Below are 14,884 nucleotides of genomic sequence, written 5' to 3'. Positions count from 1 at the left end.
GCGATTTTGCTAATGCCCCATCGGCGTGACGGGGCGCTTTACGTCAGCGCTGTCCCGCCTTAGCGGAACATGGCGCTGATCGATTCTTCATTGCTGATGCGGCGCATGGCTTCAGCGACAACCGGAGCGATGTCCAGCTGGCGGATGCGGCCACAGGCTTGCGCAGCAGCGGACAGCGGGATGGTGTTGGTCACCACCAGCTCGTCCAGTACGGAATTCTCGATGTTCTCGATGGCACGGCCGGACAGCACCGGGTGGGTGCAGTAGGCGATGACCTTGGCGGCGCCGTGCTCTTTCAGAGCCTTGGCGGCGTGGCCGAGGGTGCCGGCGGTATCGACCATGTCGTCGACCAGTACGCAGGTACGGCCTTCGACATCACCGATGATGTGCATGACTTCGGACTGGTTGGCCTTCGGACGACGTTTGTCGATGATGGCGAGGTCCACACCCAGGGACTTGGCGACGGCGCGAGCACGCACCACGCCACCGATGTCCGGGGAGACGATCATCAGGTTCTCGAAGCGCTGGTCTTCGATGTCGTCGACCAGTACGGGCGAGCCGTAGATGTTGTCGACGGGGATGTCGAAGAAGCCCTGGATCTGGTCGGCGTGCAGGTCAACGGTGAGAACGCGGTTGACGCCTACGACGGTCAGCATGTCGGCAACGACCTTGGCGCTGATGGCCACGCGGGCGGAGCGCGGACGGCGATCCTGGCGGGCATAACCGAAGTAGGGGATGACTGCCGTGATACGAGTCGCCGAGGAGCGGCGGAAGGCATCGGCCATTACCACCAGTTCCATCAGGTTGTCGTTGGTCGGTGCGCAGGTCGGCTGGATCAGGAAAACGTCCTTACCACGAACATTTTCATTGATTTCGACACTGATTTCGCCGTCGGAGAATTTACCGACAGAAACGTCACCGAGGGGAATATGCAGCTGCCGTACGACACGGCGTGCCAGATCGGGGTTGGCGTTCCCCGTGAAAACCATCATTTTGGACACGCTGCGGTACCTGTGTCGGCTTGAGGGTAGGCCCGGTTGAGCCAGAAGAAAATGGCAGGGGCGGCTGGATTCGAACCAACGCATGGCAGGATCAAAACCTGCTGCCTTACCGCTTGGCGACGCCCCTGTAGCTTACAACTTGCGGAGCAATGTGTTCGTTGACGCTGTACGTTGAACCCTGTGGGTTAATGGCAGGGGCGGCTGGATTCGAACCAACGCATGGCAGGATCAAAACCTGCTGCCTTACCGCTTGGCGACGCCCCTGTATCGTACAACCGATTACATTGCTTCTTCTCAGACCAGGCTTTGCAGCTTGCGGTGCAACATCGAGATGTTACGCCCCTGGGCGACAAAACTCGGCAGAGTGGCCGGAAGTTGGCGGCGAACTTTATCAGCATCGCCTTGATTTGGGAAGCTCCCAAATACACAAGCTCCGGTGCCGGTCAATCTCGCTTCGGTAAATTTACCTAGCTGGATCAGTGCGTTACGTACATCCGGGTAACGCTTCTCGACGACCGGCTGGCAGTCGTTATGACCGTCCACCCCGAGAAGGCTGCGAACTTTAATGGGCGGAGTATCCCGTGTCAACTCGGGATCGGAGAAAACTTCTGCTGTGGAGACAAAGACTTGCGGTACGGCGACGAGGAACCAGGGCTCCTCCAGCGTGACCGGCGTGAGCTTCTCGCCGACCCCTTCGGCGAACGCGGCGCGGCCTCGCACGAACACCGGCACGTCGGCGCCGAGCGTCAGGCCCAGGGCAGCGAGGCGCTCTTCGTCCCAGTCGAGATTCCACAGGTGCTTCAGGCCGAGCAGGGTGGTGGCGGCGTCGGAGCTGCCGCCGCCGATGCCGCCGCCCATTGGCAGGCGCTTGTCCAGCCAGATATCGGCGCCCAGTCGGCACCCCGATTGCTCCTGCAGCCGGCGGGCGGCCTTGACGATCAGGTTGCTGTCGTGGGGAACGCCTTCGATCTCGGTGTTCAGGCGGATTTCGCCATCCTCGCGCAGGGCGAAGTGCAGTTCGTCACCGTGGTCGAGGAACTGGAAGAGGGTCTGCAGCTCGTGGTAGCCGTCGGGGCGGCGGCCGTTGATGTGCAGGAACAGGTTGAGCTTGGCCGGCGCCGGCAGGGTCAGGCGGTCCCGCATGTCACTGCTGGCCCGCCTGGCTGGCGCCCAGTTGGCGCGGCTGCCAGGTCTTGACCACCAGGGTGACGTCCAGATCCTGGCCATGCAGCTTCAGGCGTTCGGGCAGCCAGTAGCCGTTCTGCTCGCTGTAGCGGGTGTATTCCACGTCCCAGCCGTCCTGTTCGAGCCTGGCCAGGTGGCTGTCGCTGTCCAGGGTCAGGCGGCTCTTGCTGTCCGGCGCGGGCAGGCCGCGAATCCACCAGAGCAGATGGGAAACCGGCAGGCGCCAGCCCATCTGTTGCTCCAGTAGCTCTTCGGGGGAGGCGGCCTCATAGCGGCCCTGGCCGGCGACTTCCAGGGTCACCGCGCCCTCGCGCCCGGTCAGGCGCGCCGCGCCACGGCCCAGCGGACCGGACAGGCGGATGTCGTAGTAGTCCTGGCGCTGCAGCCAGAACAGGGTGCCGCTGCCGGAGTCCTTGGGCGCGCGAATGCCCACCTTGCCGTCGATCTGCCAGCCGTCGAGGGTGGCGATGCGCGCCTTGTGGGCGCTCCAGGCGGTGGCATTGCCCTGGCCTTCCAGGGACTCGTGGGTGCCGAGGCCGGAGCAGCCGGCGAGCAGGGCGAGGGTGGCGGCCCCGAGCAGATGACGTAAACGCATGGATCAGAGGGTTCCAGAGCCGGTCAGGCGCTTCATGGTGTCGCGCAGGACGGTGCTGTCGGGCTGGGCTTGCAGGGCGGCGGCCCACACCTTGCGGGCTTCGCTCTGCTTGCCCTGGGCCCAGAGCACTTCGCCCAGGTGGGCGGCGACTTCGTGGTCGGGGAAGCGTTCCAGCGCCTTGCGCAGGTAGGTTTCCGCTTCGCTGAGGTTGCCCAGGCGGTAGTTGACCCAGCCCAGGCTGTCGAGAATGGCCGGGTCATCCGGGTTCAGCGAGTGGGCCTTCTGGATCAGGTCGTGGGCCTCGCTGTAGCGGGTGGTGCGGTCGGCCAGGGTGTAGCCCAGCGCGTTGAGCGCCATTGCGTTGTCCGGCTCGCGCTGGATGATCAGGCGCAGGTCCTGCTCCATCTGTGACAGGTCATTGCGCTTCTCGGCGAGCATGGAGCGGGTGTAGAGCAGATTGAGGTCGTCCGGGAACTGCTTGAGGCCTTGCTGGATGGCGTTCCAGGCACGGTCGACCTGGTCGCGGTTGGACAGGCCCTCGGCCTCGATCAGGTACAGCTGGATGGCGTAGTCCGGCTGGCGATCGCGGGCTTCGGCGAGGCGGCGGGAGGCTTCGTCGATGCGCTTCTGGTCGAGCAGGATTTCGCTCTGGCGCAGTTGCGCCGGAAGGAAGTCGTTGCCGGGGCCGACCTGGGCGTATTCCTTGAGGGCGGTTTCCGGGTTCTTCTGCTCCTCGGCCAGGCGGCCCAGGTTGAAGTGGGCGGCGTCGACATGGCTGTCGCGCTCGACCAGTTCCTGCAGGTAGACCTTGGCCTCGTCCCAGGCCTGGGCTTCCAGGCAGACCAGCGCCAGGGAGAAGCGCAGGTCGTCGTCATCGGGGAACTGCTCGACCAGCGCGGAGAACTCGGCCTTGGCTTCGTCCAGGCGGTTCTGTTCCACCAGCAGGCGGGCGTAGGCGAGGTGTACGCGCTTGTCGTCCGGGTGTTCCTTGATGCCGTTCTTGAGCAGCGGTAGCGCTTCGTCGCTGCGCTTCATGCTTTGCAGCAGGCGCGCGCGCAGCAGCAGCGGGGCGACGTCGTGCTTGCTGGCGGCGTTGTCTTCCAGCAGGTGCAGGGCCTCCTGCGGACGGCCGTCCTGTTGCAGCAGCAGGGCCTTGCCGAACAGCAACTGGCCGTTGTCCGGGTACTTTTTCAACAGGCGATCGAAGCTCTGCAGCAGACCCGCGCGGGTGTCCGGGTCGGTCTCGGCGGCGGACAGCGCGAGGAAGTCGAAATGGGTGTCGCCCTGGCCGTTGAGGACTTTCTCCATGTACACCATCGATTCGTCGTACTGCCCGGTGCGCGCCAGCTGGATGGCGGCGGCGCGCTGGGCGTCGAGGTTGTCCGGTGCGGCCTTGGCCCAGATCAGCGAGGTATCCAGGGCTTCCTGGTCGGCGCCCAGGTATTCGGCGATGCGGAAGGCGCGCTCGGCGACCCCTGGGTCCTGGGTGGCGCGGGCCTGCTCGACGTAGTTGGAGAGGGCGATGTCAAAGCGGTTGCGCTGGCCGGCGAGCTCCGCCACCAGCAGCGAGTACAGGGTCTCTTCGCTGAAGGAGCCGTACTTCCGGTCCTTCTGGGCGGCGACGGCCTTGTCCTTCTCGGCGGAAGAACCATCCGGCGTTTTATGGGAAAGGGACTGGCAGCCGCCGAGCAGCAGCAGAGCAGTCAGCAGCGCAAGAGACTTGTTCATAGAGGAAGGACGGTGACCTAACCTGCGAAATGGGACCCATCATGACATAAGGAATGTGGCAATCCCAATGGGCAAGCGTGGCTTCGGGCCTTGTATACGATTTGCAGTGTGCGTTACGTCGCGGGTGGTTGTCCTTCACTGGGCGACGTAGGACAATTGCGGGCTTTCCGATCAGCTCAGCGACTCTGCATGGCCTTCATTGCCCTCGGTATCAACCACAAGACCGCGTCCGTGGCCGTGCGCGAGCGCGTGGCTTTTACTCCCGAGCAGATGGTCGAGGCCTTGCAACTGCTCTGCCGTCTGACGTCCAGCCGCGAAGCCGCCATCCTCTCCACCTGCAACCGCAGCGAGCTCTACCTGGAGATCGAGCATCCGGATGCCGGCGACGTGCTGGCCTGGCTGGCCGATTACCACAACCTGAGCATCGACGACCTGCGCGCTTGCGCCTACGTCCACCAGGACGACGAAGCGGTGCGCCACATGATGCGCGTCGCCGCCGGCCTGGACTCGATGGTGCTCGGCGAGCCGCAGATCCTCGGCCAGATGAAATCCGCCTACGCCGTGGCCCGTGAAGCCGGCACCATCGGCCCGATGCTCGGCCGCCTGTTCCAGGCCACCTTCAGCACCGCCAAGACCGTGCGTACCGACACTGCCATTGGCGAGAACCCGGTGTCCGTGGCCTTCGCCGCGGTGAGCCTGGCCCGGCAGATCTTCAGCGACCTGAGCCGCAGCCAGGCACTGCTGATCGGCGCCGGCGAGACCATCACCCTGGTCGCGCGCCACCTGCATGAGCAGGGCGTGAAGCGCATCGTGGTCGCCAACCGTACCCTGGAGCGCGCCAGCCAGCTGGCCGAGCAGTTCGGCGCTCGCGCCATCCTGCTGGCGGACATGCCCGACGAACTGGTCAACAGCGACATCGTCATCAGCTCCACCGCCAGCCAGTTGCCGATCCTCGGCAAGGGTGCGGTGGAGCGCGCGCTGAAGCAGCGCCGGCACAAGCCGATGTTCATGGTCGACATCGCCGTACCGCGCGACATCGAGCCGGAAGTCGGCGAGCTGGAAGACGTCTACCTCTATAGCGTCGACGATCTCCACGAGGTGGTCGCCGAGAACCTCAAGAGCCGCCAGGGCGCCGCCCAGGCCGCTGAGGAGTTGGTGGGCGATGGCGTCGTCGATTTCATGGCGCGCCTGCGCGAACTGGCCGCCGTCGACGTGCTGCGCGCCTACCGCCAGCAGGCCGAGCGCCTGCGCGACGAGGAAACCCAGAAGGCCCAGCGCCTGCTGGCCAACGGCGCCGACCCGATGGAAGTGATCGCCCAGCTCAGCCGTGGCCTGACCAACAAGTTGCTGCATGCGCCCAGCGTGCAGATGAAGAAACTCTCCGCCGAGGGCCGCATCGATGCGCTGGCCGTCGCGCAGGAACTGTTCGCCCTCGAGGAGGGCACTGACAAGCGATGAAAGCGTCCCTCCTGAAAAAGCTGGACATCCTCAGCGACCGCTACGAAGAGCTCACCGCGCTTCTGGGGGACGCCGAGGTGATCAGCGACCAGACCAAGTTCCGCGCCTACTCCCGCGAATACGCGGAAGTGGAGCCGGTCTTCCTTGCCTTCCGCGAGTTCCGCAAGGTGCAGTCGGACCTGGAGGGCGCCCAGGCGCTGCTCAAGGACAGCGACCCGGACCTGCGCGAGATGGCCGAGGAGGAAGTCGCGGAAGCGAAGACCGCACTGGTCGACCTGGAGGACCGCCTGCAGCGCATGCTGCTGCCCAAGGACCCCAACGACGGCCGTAACGTCTTCCTGGAAATCCGCGCCGGCACCGGCGGCGACGAGGCGGCGATCTTCTCCGGCGACCTGTTCCGCATGTACTCGCGTTATGCCGAGAGGCAGGGCTGGCGCGTGGAAATCATGTCCGAGAACGAGGGTGAGCACGGCGGTTATAAAGAGGTGATCGCCCGGGTCGAGGGCGACAATGTCTACGCCAAGCTCAAGTTCGAGTCCGGTGCCCACCGCGTGCAGCGCGTGCCGGAAACCGAATCCCAGGGGCGCATCCACACCTCGGCCTGCACCGTGGCGGTGCTGCCCGAGCCGGACGAGCAGGCGGCCATCGAGATCAACCCGGCCGACCTGCGCGTGGATACCTATCGCTCCTCCGGCGCTGGCGGTCAGCACGTGAACAAGACCGACTCGGCGGTGCGCATCACGCACATTCCCTCGGGCATCGTGGTCGAATGCCAGGAAGAGCGCTCGCAGCACAAGAACCGCGCGAAGGCGATGGCCTGGCTTGCGGCCAAGCTCAACGACCAGCAGCAGGCCGCCGCCCAGCAGGCCATCGCCAGCACGCGCAAGCTGCTGGTCGGTTCGGGCGACCGCTCCGAGCGCATTCGCACCTACAATTTCCCCCAGGGCCGGGTGACCGACCACCGCATCAACCTCACCCTCTACTCCCTGGGGGAAGTGATGGAAGGCGCGGTGGATCAGGTGATCGAGCCCCTGCTGCAAGAGTTCCAGGCCGACCAGTTGGCCGCGCTTGGTGATTGAGAGAGCGGGCGACTGAGAGAGCGACGATGGCAACCATCATGACCCTGCTCAACGAGGCGCAACTGCCGGACTCGCCCAGCGCGCGTCTGGACGCCGAGCTACTGCTCGCCGCCGCGCTGGGCAAGTCGCGCAGTTTCCTGCGTACCTGGCCTGAGCGTGTGGTCAGCCGCGAGGCTCGCGACCTGTTCGACAGCTTCCTCGCCCGTCGTCAGGCCGGCGAGCCGGTGGCCTACATCCTCGGCCGCCAGGGTTTCTGGAGCCTGGACCTGGAAGTTGCGCCGCACACCCTGATCCCGCGCCCGGACACTGAACTGCTGGTGGAAACCGCCCTCGACCTGCTGCCGGCCACGCCGGCCCGCGTGCTCGACCTGGGCACCGGTACCGGCGCCATCGCCCTGGCCCTGGCCTGCGAACGTCCGGGCTGGCAAGTGCTGGGGGTGGACCGCGTGGCCGAGGCCGTGGCCCTGGCCGAGCGCAACCGCGAGCGCCTGGATCTGGCAAACGCCGCCTTCCGCGCCAGTCAGTGGTTTTCCGAGCTGGCCGGCGAGCGCTTCTCGCTGATCGTCAGCAACCCGCCCTACATTCCCAGCGCCGACCCGCACCTCGCGCAGGGCGACGTGCGTTTCGAACCGTCGAGCGCGCTGGTCTCCGGGGCTGACGGCCTGGACGACATCCGCCTGATCGTCGAGCAGGCGCCCGCGCACCTGGAGAACGGCGGCTGGCTGATGCTCGAACATGGCTTCGACCAGGCCGACGCCGTGCGCGACCTGCTGCTGACTCGTGGCTTTGCACACGTGGAAAGCCGCCGCGATCTCGGCGGCCACCAACGTATCAGTCTCGGGAGCTGGACATGCTGAGCGATAACGAACTGCTGCGTTACAGCCGGCAGATCCTGCTGTCGCAGATTGACGTCGACGGCCAACTGCGCCTGAAGGACAGCCGCGTGCTGATCGTCGGTCTCGGCGGCCTGGGCGCCCCGGTGGCGCTGTATCTGGCCGCCGCCGGCGTCGGCGAGTTGCACCTGGCGGACTTCGACAGCGTCGACCTGACCAATCTGCAGCGGCAGATCATCCACGACACCGACAGCGTCGGCGTGAGTAAGGTGGATTCAGCCATTGCTCGCCTGACCGCGTTGAACCCGGACGTGAAACTGCTCGCCCATCGCCAGGCGCTGGACGCCGATTCCCTTGACGCCGCCGTGGCGGCGGTGGACCTGGTGCTGGACTGCTGCGACAACTTCGGCACTCGCGAGGCGGTGAACGCCGCCTGTGTCGCCGCGAAGAAGCCGCTGGTGAGCGGCGCGGCGATCCGCCTGGAAGGGCAGCTCTCGGTGTTCGATCCGCGCCGCGAGGAAAGCCCCTGCTACCATTGCCTCTACGGCCACGGTAGCGAAGCCGAACTGACCTGCAGCGAGGCCGGCGTGGTCGGCCCGCTGGTGGGCCTGGTGGGCAGCCTGCAGGCGCTTGAAGCGCTGAAGCTGCTGGCCGGCTTTGGCGAGCCGCTGGTGGGACGCTTGCTGCTGATCGACGCCTTGGGTACGCGCTTCCGCGAACTGCGCGTCAAGCGTGATCCGCAGTGCGCCGTGTGCGGAGTGGCGCATGGTTGACGTCGCGCCCATCGGTGTCTTCGACTCCGGCGTCGGCGGGCTCAGCGTCCTTCACGAAATCCGTGCCCGGCTGCCCAACGAGTCGCTGATCTACCTCGCCGACTGCGGACACGTCCCCTACGGCGAGAAGACCCCCGACTACATCCGCGAACGTTGCCGCGCCATTGCCGAGTTCCTACTGGCCCGTGGCGCCAAGGCGCTGGTGCTGGCCTGCAACACCGCCACCGCCGCCGCTGCCGCCGACCTGCGCGAGCTGTACCCGCAGGTGCCGATCGTGGCGATGGAGCCGGCGGTGAAGCCGGCCGCCGAGGCGACCCGCAGCGGCGTGGTCGGCGTCCTGGCGACCACCGGCACGCTCAAGAGCGCACGTTTCGCCGCGTTGCTCGATCGCTTCGCGGGCGATGTGCGGGTGATCACCCAGCCCTGTCCGGGGCTGGTGGAGCGGATCGAGGCTGGCGACTTGAGCGGGCCGCAGACGCGCGAGCTGCTGAGGCACTACGTCGAGCCGTTGCTTGCCGAAGGCTGCGACACGCTGATCCTGGGTTGCACCCATTACCCGTTCCTTCGTCCGTTACTGCGTGAGCTGGTTGCGGACGACATCTCGCTGATCGATACCGGCGCCGCCGTGGCGCGTCAGTTGGAGCGCCTGTTGCGGGTGCGCGAGCTGTTGGCGGAGGGGCCGGCGATGCGCTCCGAGTTCTGGACGAGCGGTCCAGTGGAGTCCCTGGAGCAGGTCATGCCGGTATTGTGGGGAAGCGACGAGCCGGTCAGCGCATTCACCGGCTGAAGGAAAATTTACCTGGAATCGACTTTGGTCTGTCGGCCAAGTTCGAGAAGTGGCCTTATAATAACTGGTTATTCGCGGGGATTTTTCATTCAGCTTTCTCATTAAGGATGTTTCGATGAAGAAACTACTCTCGCTGGCCGCTTTGGCCGCTCTCTCCCTGGGGCAAATCGTGAGTGCGCAGGCTGCCAGCCTGACCGGCGCCGTCGGTGCGACCGGCCAGGGCGACATGACCTATCGGCTGGGCCTGGGCTTCGACTGGGACAAGAGCTGGTGGGAGAGTTCCACAGGGCATCTGAGCGGTTATTGGGATGCCGGCTACACCTACTGGTCGGCTGGCGAGCGTGCCGGTGGCCGCCATTCGCTGTCGTTCTCCCCGGTATTCGTGTACGAGTTCTCCGGTGAGTCGGTCAAACCTTTCCTTGAGGCCGGCATCGGCATCGCCGCCTTCACCGGCTCGGAAGTGGGCGACCAGGACCTGGGTGGCGCGCTGACCTTCGAGGATCGCCTCGGCGCGGGCCTGAAGTTCAACGGCGGCCAGGCCGTTGGCGTACGCGCGATGCACTACTCCAACGCAGGTCTTGGCCAGCCCAACGACGGTATCGAGTCCTACAGCCTGTATTTCACGCAGCCTCTGTAACGGACCGTTGATGAAGAAGCCGGACCCTGGGTCCGGCTTTTTTGTGTCCGCTGTCTGTAGGCGCGGCCCTTATTCGCGAAGAGCGAGGTGCCTGGCTTCGGGCTGCTGGTGAGTCCGCTCCTGCAGGGGGACGGCGGTAAATCAGAACGGCTTGGTCGGCAGGTATTTGCCATCCAGGGTGATCACCGCGTAATTGCACTGACTTGACCACCCGATTGCACTCCTCCTGACCAAGAATTTGCATTCGTGCTGACCACCGCTTGCATGCGGCTTTACCAGTCACACCGTAGTCACGACCGACTGCAATCGACCGATTCTGTTGAAAAAGGCAGTTCTGCGGCAGCCACTCAGCCAAGTGCACCTGCTTTCGAAGTGGCTGCAAGCCACTTCAAGTTGTCTTTCGGCGTTTTACTGAGCGTCCCGGCTCAGGTTTGAAGGTTAATTCGAGGGTTTCTGCTCGCAGCAGGCGGACCTATCCCGTGAGCGGTGGCCCGTGAGGCATGAGCTTGGCCATGCGTCGCAGGTTCTGCACGGTCGCCGCCAAGGTGAATTCATCAGTGGCACCGGTCAGGCCACGCAGTCGTAGACGGTCGAGTCTCATGATCCGTTTGAGGTGAGCGAAGAGCATCTCCACCTTCTTTCGTTCGCAGCGAGAGACGAGATATTCCGGTGTCTTGGCGATGCGTCGCGCCACGTCGCGAGCCGCTTCATGGATGCTGCGGACGATCTTGCGGATCGGCGTATTGGGACAGCACTTCGCTTTCAGTGGGCAGGTGGTGCAGTCGGCTTGGCTGGAGCGGTAGATGATGGTGTTGGCCTTGGTCACCCGCGATCTTTGCTGAGTGAAGGCCCGCCATTCACTGCGTAGCGGTTTGCCGGCTGGGCAGCGGTATTCATTGGCCTCCTGATGCCAGTGAAAGTCATTGCTGGAAAGGCTGTCGTCCTTGCGCTCGGTCTTGTCCCACACCGGCACGTGCGGCTCGATGTTCTTCTCTTCGACCATCCAGGCCAGCATCGGAGCCGTGCCATACGCGGTATCGCCGATGAGGCGCTCCGGCGTGAGGTCGAACTGCGCTTCGACACGATCCACCATCGTCCTGGTCGACTCGACTTCGGCAGGCCGATGCGCCGGGGTGGCTTCCACATCCAGGATCACGCCGTGCGCGGTGTCGATCAGGTAGTTGGTGGAGTAGGCAAAGAAGGCCGGGCCACCGGGCGCTGCGGTCCAACGGGCCTGCGGATCGGTGAGCGAAATCTTCTTGGGAAGGGCTTCTGCCAGCGCCTCCTCATTGAGGGCTTCGAGGTATTCGCGCACGGCGCGAGTGCTGAGCGCCGGATCGCGCCAGTCGACCTCATCTCCCGCCACCCCACGTTGCCGGCTGGCATCCGCCTTGATGATGCTGGCGTCGACGGCGAACCCTTCACCCTTGACCAGGCCGGCCGCCATGCAGCGCCGCAGCACCTCATTGAACAACCAGCGGAACAGATCGCTGTCACGGAAACGGCCGTGGCGATTCTTCGAGAAGGTCGAGTGATTGGGAACCTCATCCTCCAGGCCCAGCCGGCAGAACCAGCGATAGCCCAGGTTTAGGTGCACCTCTTCGCACAATCGCCGCTCGGAACGGATGCCATAGCAGTAGCCGACGACCAGCATGCGCACCATCAATTCGGGATCGATCGAGGGGCGCCCGATGGGGCTGTAGAAATCCGCCAGGTGGGCGCGCAGGTCACTGAGATCCAGGCACTGGTCGATGCTGCGCAGGAGGTGTTGGGGCGGGACGTGCTCTTCCAGATTGAACGAATAGAACAGGCGCGCCTGCCCTCCCGGTAACTGTCCCATCATGCTGCCTGCCCCCACGCTAGCTGAGTGTGCGATTCTGCCGGCGGCATCGGGTGGCAGCTACTTTTTCAACAGAATCGGCCGATCTCAGCCGGTGGCGCTGTAGTGCACACGGCCATTTGAGTTGAGGCCATCCAGCCTAGAAATGGGTGTAAATGGGTGTGAAATCGGGTGATGGCTGCTTCTGGCCGTTCTCTGCCGGTCGCCTCTTCGGCGTGTACAGGTCAGGTCGGATGCAAACGGTGGTCAGTACGAATGCAATTGACTGGTCAGCGGCAATGCAATTGGGTGGTCAAGTGCGATGCAATTACGCAGATCACCGCGCGGGAGCCGCCTTCCGGATCCTCGACCTTCTTGACGTCCAGCTTGAAGTTGATGGCGCTGATGATGCAGTCGTCGAATTTCTCGTGGACCATCGTCAAGGGGTACCCGGAGCTTACCGCCATCGAGCTGGACCCGATGCGGCTGCGGCGCGCGGCGGTGCGGTGCCGATGCAACGCAAGGGGGCCTACCAGACCTTCGCCGCGCGCGCCTTCATCGAGGTGGCGGTGGCGGCCCGACAGGAAAAGGCCTGAGCGCGCCGGCTTCCCTGGAGCGTCAGCGCTGCGCGCAGAGGCTTTTGAAGGCGTCCAGCGCTCGCGCCCGCGTGGCGGAAAGATCGACCATCGGCTGTGGATAACCTGCCGCGCCGAACAGCCCCAGCCGTGACGGATCGTGCACCGCGCGGCCTTCCACCCCGGCCAGTTCCGGCAGCCAGCGGCGGATGAAGCGACCGTCCGGGTCGAAGCGCTCGGATTGAGCGATTGGATTGAAAATGCGGAAGTAGGGCACCGCGTCGGTGCCGGTGGACGCGCTCCACTGCCAGCCGCCGTTGTTCGCCGCCAGGTCGCCGTCGATCAGGTGGCGCATGAACCAGCGTTCGCCTTCGCGCCAGTCGATCAGCAGGTTCTTGGTGAGGAACATCGCCACCACCATGCGCAGGCGGTTGTGCATCCAGCCGGTGGCGAGCAGTTGGCGCATCGCCGCATCGATCAGCGGGAAGCCGGTGCGGCCCTGCTGCCAGGCTTCCAGGTCGTTGCGGTCGTGGCGCCAGTTCAGCCTTTCGGTGTCCTCGCGGAAAGGGCAGTGACGGCTTACACGCGGGAAACCGACCAGGATGTGCTTGTAGAACTCGCGCCAGAGCAGTTCGTTGATCCAGCTGAGCGCGCCGCTGCTGCTCTTGCCGTGGTTGCTGGCCAGTGCCGCGTGCAGGCACTGGCGCGGGGAGAGCACTCCGGCGGCGAGGTAGGGCGAGAGTTGGCTGGTGCCTGCGCTGGCGGGGAAGTCGCGGCGTTGGTGATAGACCCCCAGGTGTGCGTCGGCGAAGGCGTCCAGGCGGTCGTGGGCCTCGGTTTCGCCCGCCGGCCAGTGCTCGCGCAACTGGGGTGGCGGTGTTTCGAAGCCCTCGAGGCATTTGGGCAGCGGATCGCTGGCCAGACCAAGCGGCGCTTGCGCGCCCGGCACCGCCTGCAAGGCAGGGATACCCAGCTTGAGCCGCTGGTAGCAGAGCGTGCGGAACTGGCTGTAGACCCGGAAGTAGCTGCCACCCTTGGTGAGCAGGGTGCCGGGGGCGAACAGCAGTTGGTCGAGGTAGCTGCGCAGGTCGACGCCCTGGCTGGCCAGCTCGCGCTTCACGGCGGCGTCCCGGCGGGCTTCGTGCAGGCCGTATTCCTCGTTGACGTGCACCGTCTCGATGCCATGCCTGCGGCAGAGTTCGGCCAGCACGCGGGGGACATCGCTCCAGCGATCCGCCGTGCGCACCAGCAGCGGGATATTGAGTTCGGCAAGCCCGGCGCGTAGCTCACGCAGGTTGCGCAGCCAGAAGTCCACCTTGCAGGCGGCATCGTCGTGCATGCGCCATTGCCCGGGGCTGAGCAGGAATACAGCGATGACCGGCCCGCGTTCGGCTGCGGTGGCGAGTGCGCTGTTGTCGCGCAGGCGCAGGTCGGTGCGCAGCCAGACGAGCTGTCGCCTCATGCCAGCTCCCCGTTGAGCAGGCCGAGTTCGCGCAGGCATTGCAGGGCGCCGACCGGGTCCTGCGCCAGGTGCAGCGGCGCCGCGACCTCGGCCAGTTGTTCCTGGTGGATGCGCGCGGCGGCTCCGGCCAGCAACCGGGGGCACTCGACACCGGCCAGCAGGCGCGGCAACTGGGCGAGATTGAGCGTCTGGCTGGAGTACAGCAGTACCGCGCGTGGCTTCAGGCGTTCCACCGCCAGGGCCAGTTCACCGGGTGGCAGCGGCCAGTCGAAGACTTCCAGCGGGCAGCCGGCGCTGCTGGCCAGCCAGGCGCTGAGCCAGAGCCCCGGTTCCAGCGGGAGTTCGGAGTGGTTCATCAACAGTAGCGGCGCGCCGCGCTGCTGGCGGTTGTGATGGTAGAGGCGGGTACCGAACTTGCTGCGCAGCCAACCGTGGAAGAATACCCGCTCCAGTTGCGCGCCGAACTGGCCCTGCCAGCGTCGTTCCAGTTGCTCCAGCAAGGGCAGCATCAGGTGTTCGCAGAGGGTATGCGCGGGGTAGATCGCCAGTGCGCCGTTGAACAGTTCGTCGAGCTGGCGCTCGCTGATCCGGCCGATGGCGTCGATGCAGTGTTGCAGCAGATCGTCCCAGGGGGAGGCGTCCGGCGCGACGGAGGCCGGGGCGGGGTTGTCCAGCAGGGCGCGGACCTTGCTCACCGCCACGCCCCGGCCCAGCCAGGTGAGGATGGCCTGGATACGCGTGATCTGCGCCTCCGAGTAGAGGCGATGCCCCTTGGGCGTACGCTGCGGCGCCACCAGCCCGTAGCGCCGTTCCCAGGCGCGCAGGGTGACGGGGTTGACCCCGGTGCGCCGCGCCACCTCTCGGATGGGCAGCCAGCCGTCGGCCAGGGCCTGGCGGTAATCGTCGTCCGTTTCGCGGTGCGGGTGATCGGGATGCATGGGCTCGGATGTCG

Annotated in this window: 12 protein-coding genes, 2 tRNA genes and 2 pseudogenes; 6 read left to right on the top strand and 10 right to left on the bottom strand. The window is 65.4% G+C overall.

From position 1 onward, the window contains the following. Positions 1-59: 59 nt before the first annotated feature. The 6 genes and pseudogenes from H681_RS20700 to H681_RS20675 all read right to left on the bottom strand — a co-directional run bounded on the left by H681_RS20700 (position 60) and on the right by H681_RS20675 (position 4,552). A complete protein-coding gene (locus H681_RS20700; protein ID WP_015478849.1) occupies positions 60-1,001 on the bottom strand; it encodes a ribose-phosphate pyrophosphokinase in 942 nt (313 codons plus the stop codon). A 52-nt stretch (positions 1,002-1,053) separates the two neighbouring features. Beyond that, positions 1,054-1,128: transfer RNA gene (locus H681_RS20695), tRNA-Gln, on the bottom strand. Between the two features lie 62 nt (positions 1,129-1,190). Next, a tRNA-Gln gene (locus H681_RS20690) sits at positions 1,191-1,265 on the bottom strand. A gap of 30 nt (positions 1,266-1,295) precedes the next feature. Continuing rightward, positions 1,296-2,144, bottom strand: coding sequence for a 4-(cytidine 5'-diphospho)-2-C-methyl-D-erythritol kinase (gene ispE / locus H681_RS20685; protein ID WP_015478848.1), 849 nt, complete (start codon positions 2,142-2,144; stop codon positions 1,296-1,298). Between the two features lies 1 nt (position 2,145). Next, positions 2,146-2,781, bottom strand: a complete 636-nt coding sequence (lolB, locus tag H681_RS20680) for a lipoprotein insertase outer membrane protein LolB (RefSeq protein ID WP_015478847.1) — start codon at positions 2,779-2,781, stop codon at positions 2,146-2,148. Positions 2,782-2,784: 3 nt separating this feature from the next. Continuing rightward, positions 2,785-4,552 (bottom strand): annotated as a pseudogene (locus tag H681_RS20675) (tetratricopeptide repeat protein). Between the two features lie 146 nt (positions 4,553-4,698). On the opposite strand from H681_RS20675, the gene hemA reads away from it, so the two are divergent. The 6 genes from hemA to H681_RS20645 all read left to right on the top strand — a co-directional run bounded on the left by hemA (position 4,699) and on the right by H681_RS20645 (position 10,076). Next, on the top strand, positions 4,699-5,967 hold the full coding sequence (gene hemA, locus H681_RS20670; protein WP_015478845.1) for a glutamyl-tRNA reductase: 1,269 nt from the start codon (positions 4,699-4,701) through the stop codon (positions 5,965-5,967). Continuing rightward, positions 5,964-7,046: a peptide chain release factor 1 gene (prfA, locus tag H681_RS20665; RefSeq protein ID WP_015478844.1), complete on the top strand. Its 1,083-nt coding sequence runs from the start codon at positions 5,964-5,966 to the stop codon at positions 7,044-7,046. The genes hemA and prfA overlap by 4 nt, the downstream gene beginning before the upstream one ends. Before the next feature lie 26 nt (positions 7,047-7,072). Next, complete coding sequence (prmC, locus tag H681_RS20660) at positions 7,073-7,903, top strand: peptide chain release factor N(5)-glutamine methyltransferase (protein ID WP_015478843.1); 831 nt, start codon at positions 7,073-7,075, stop codon at positions 7,901-7,903. Next, entirely contained in the window at positions 7,897-8,652 is a 756-nt protein-coding gene (locus H681_RS20655; protein ID WP_015478842.1) for a molybdopterin-synthase adenylyltransferase MoeB, read from the top strand. The genes prmC and H681_RS20655 overlap by 7 nt, the downstream gene beginning before the upstream one ends. Continuing rightward, positions 8,645-9,439, top strand: a complete 795-nt coding sequence (gene murI, locus H681_RS20650) for a glutamate racemase (RefSeq protein ID WP_015478841.1) — start codon at positions 8,645-8,647, stop codon at positions 9,437-9,439. Before H681_RS20655 ends, murI begins: the two co-directional genes overlap by 8 nt. A gap of 115 nt (positions 9,440-9,554) precedes the next feature. After that, positions 9,555-10,076 (top strand): acyloxyacyl hydrolase, encoded by a 522-nt coding sequence (locus tag H681_RS20645; protein ID WP_015478840.1) that lies wholly within the window; start codon positions 9,555-9,557, stop codon positions 10,074-10,076. Between the two features lie 472 nt (positions 10,077-10,548). On the opposite strand, the gene H681_RS20640 is transcribed toward H681_RS20645, so the two are convergent. The 4 genes and pseudogenes from H681_RS20640 to H681_RS20630 all read right to left on the bottom strand — a co-directional run bounded on the left by H681_RS20640 (position 10,549) and on the right by H681_RS20630 (position 14,870). Further along, positions 10,549-11,919: an IS1182 family transposase gene (locus H681_RS20640; protein WP_015477689.1), complete on the bottom strand. Its 1,371-nt coding sequence runs from the start codon at positions 11,917-11,919 to the stop codon at positions 10,549-10,551. 266 nt (positions 11,920-12,185) lie between these two features. After that, positions 12,186-12,332: pseudogene (locus H681_RS26065) on the bottom strand (cyanase); the annotation flags it as partial. A 181-nt stretch (positions 12,333-12,513) separates the two neighbouring features. Further along, positions 12,514-13,932 carry a deoxyribodipyrimidine photo-lyase gene (phrB, locus tag H681_RS20635; protein WP_015478837.1) on the bottom strand — a complete coding sequence of 473 codons (1,419 nt, stop codon included), beginning with the start codon at positions 13,930-13,932 and terminating at the stop codon, positions 12,514-12,516. Then, a complete protein-coding gene (locus H681_RS20630) occupies positions 13,929-14,870 on the bottom strand; it encodes a MerR family transcriptional regulator (protein WP_015478836.1) in 942 nt (313 codons plus the stop codon). Before H681_RS20630 ends, phrB begins: the two co-directional genes overlap by 4 nt. Positions 14,871-14,884: the final 14 nt, after the last annotated feature.

This window comes from Pseudomonas sp. ATCC 13867 (assembly GCF_000349845.1).
Classification (GTDB): domain Bacteria; phylum Pseudomonadota; class Gammaproteobacteria; order Pseudomonadales; family Pseudomonadaceae; genus Pseudomonas.
This window is presented reverse-complemented; position numbering and strand designations above follow the sequence as displayed.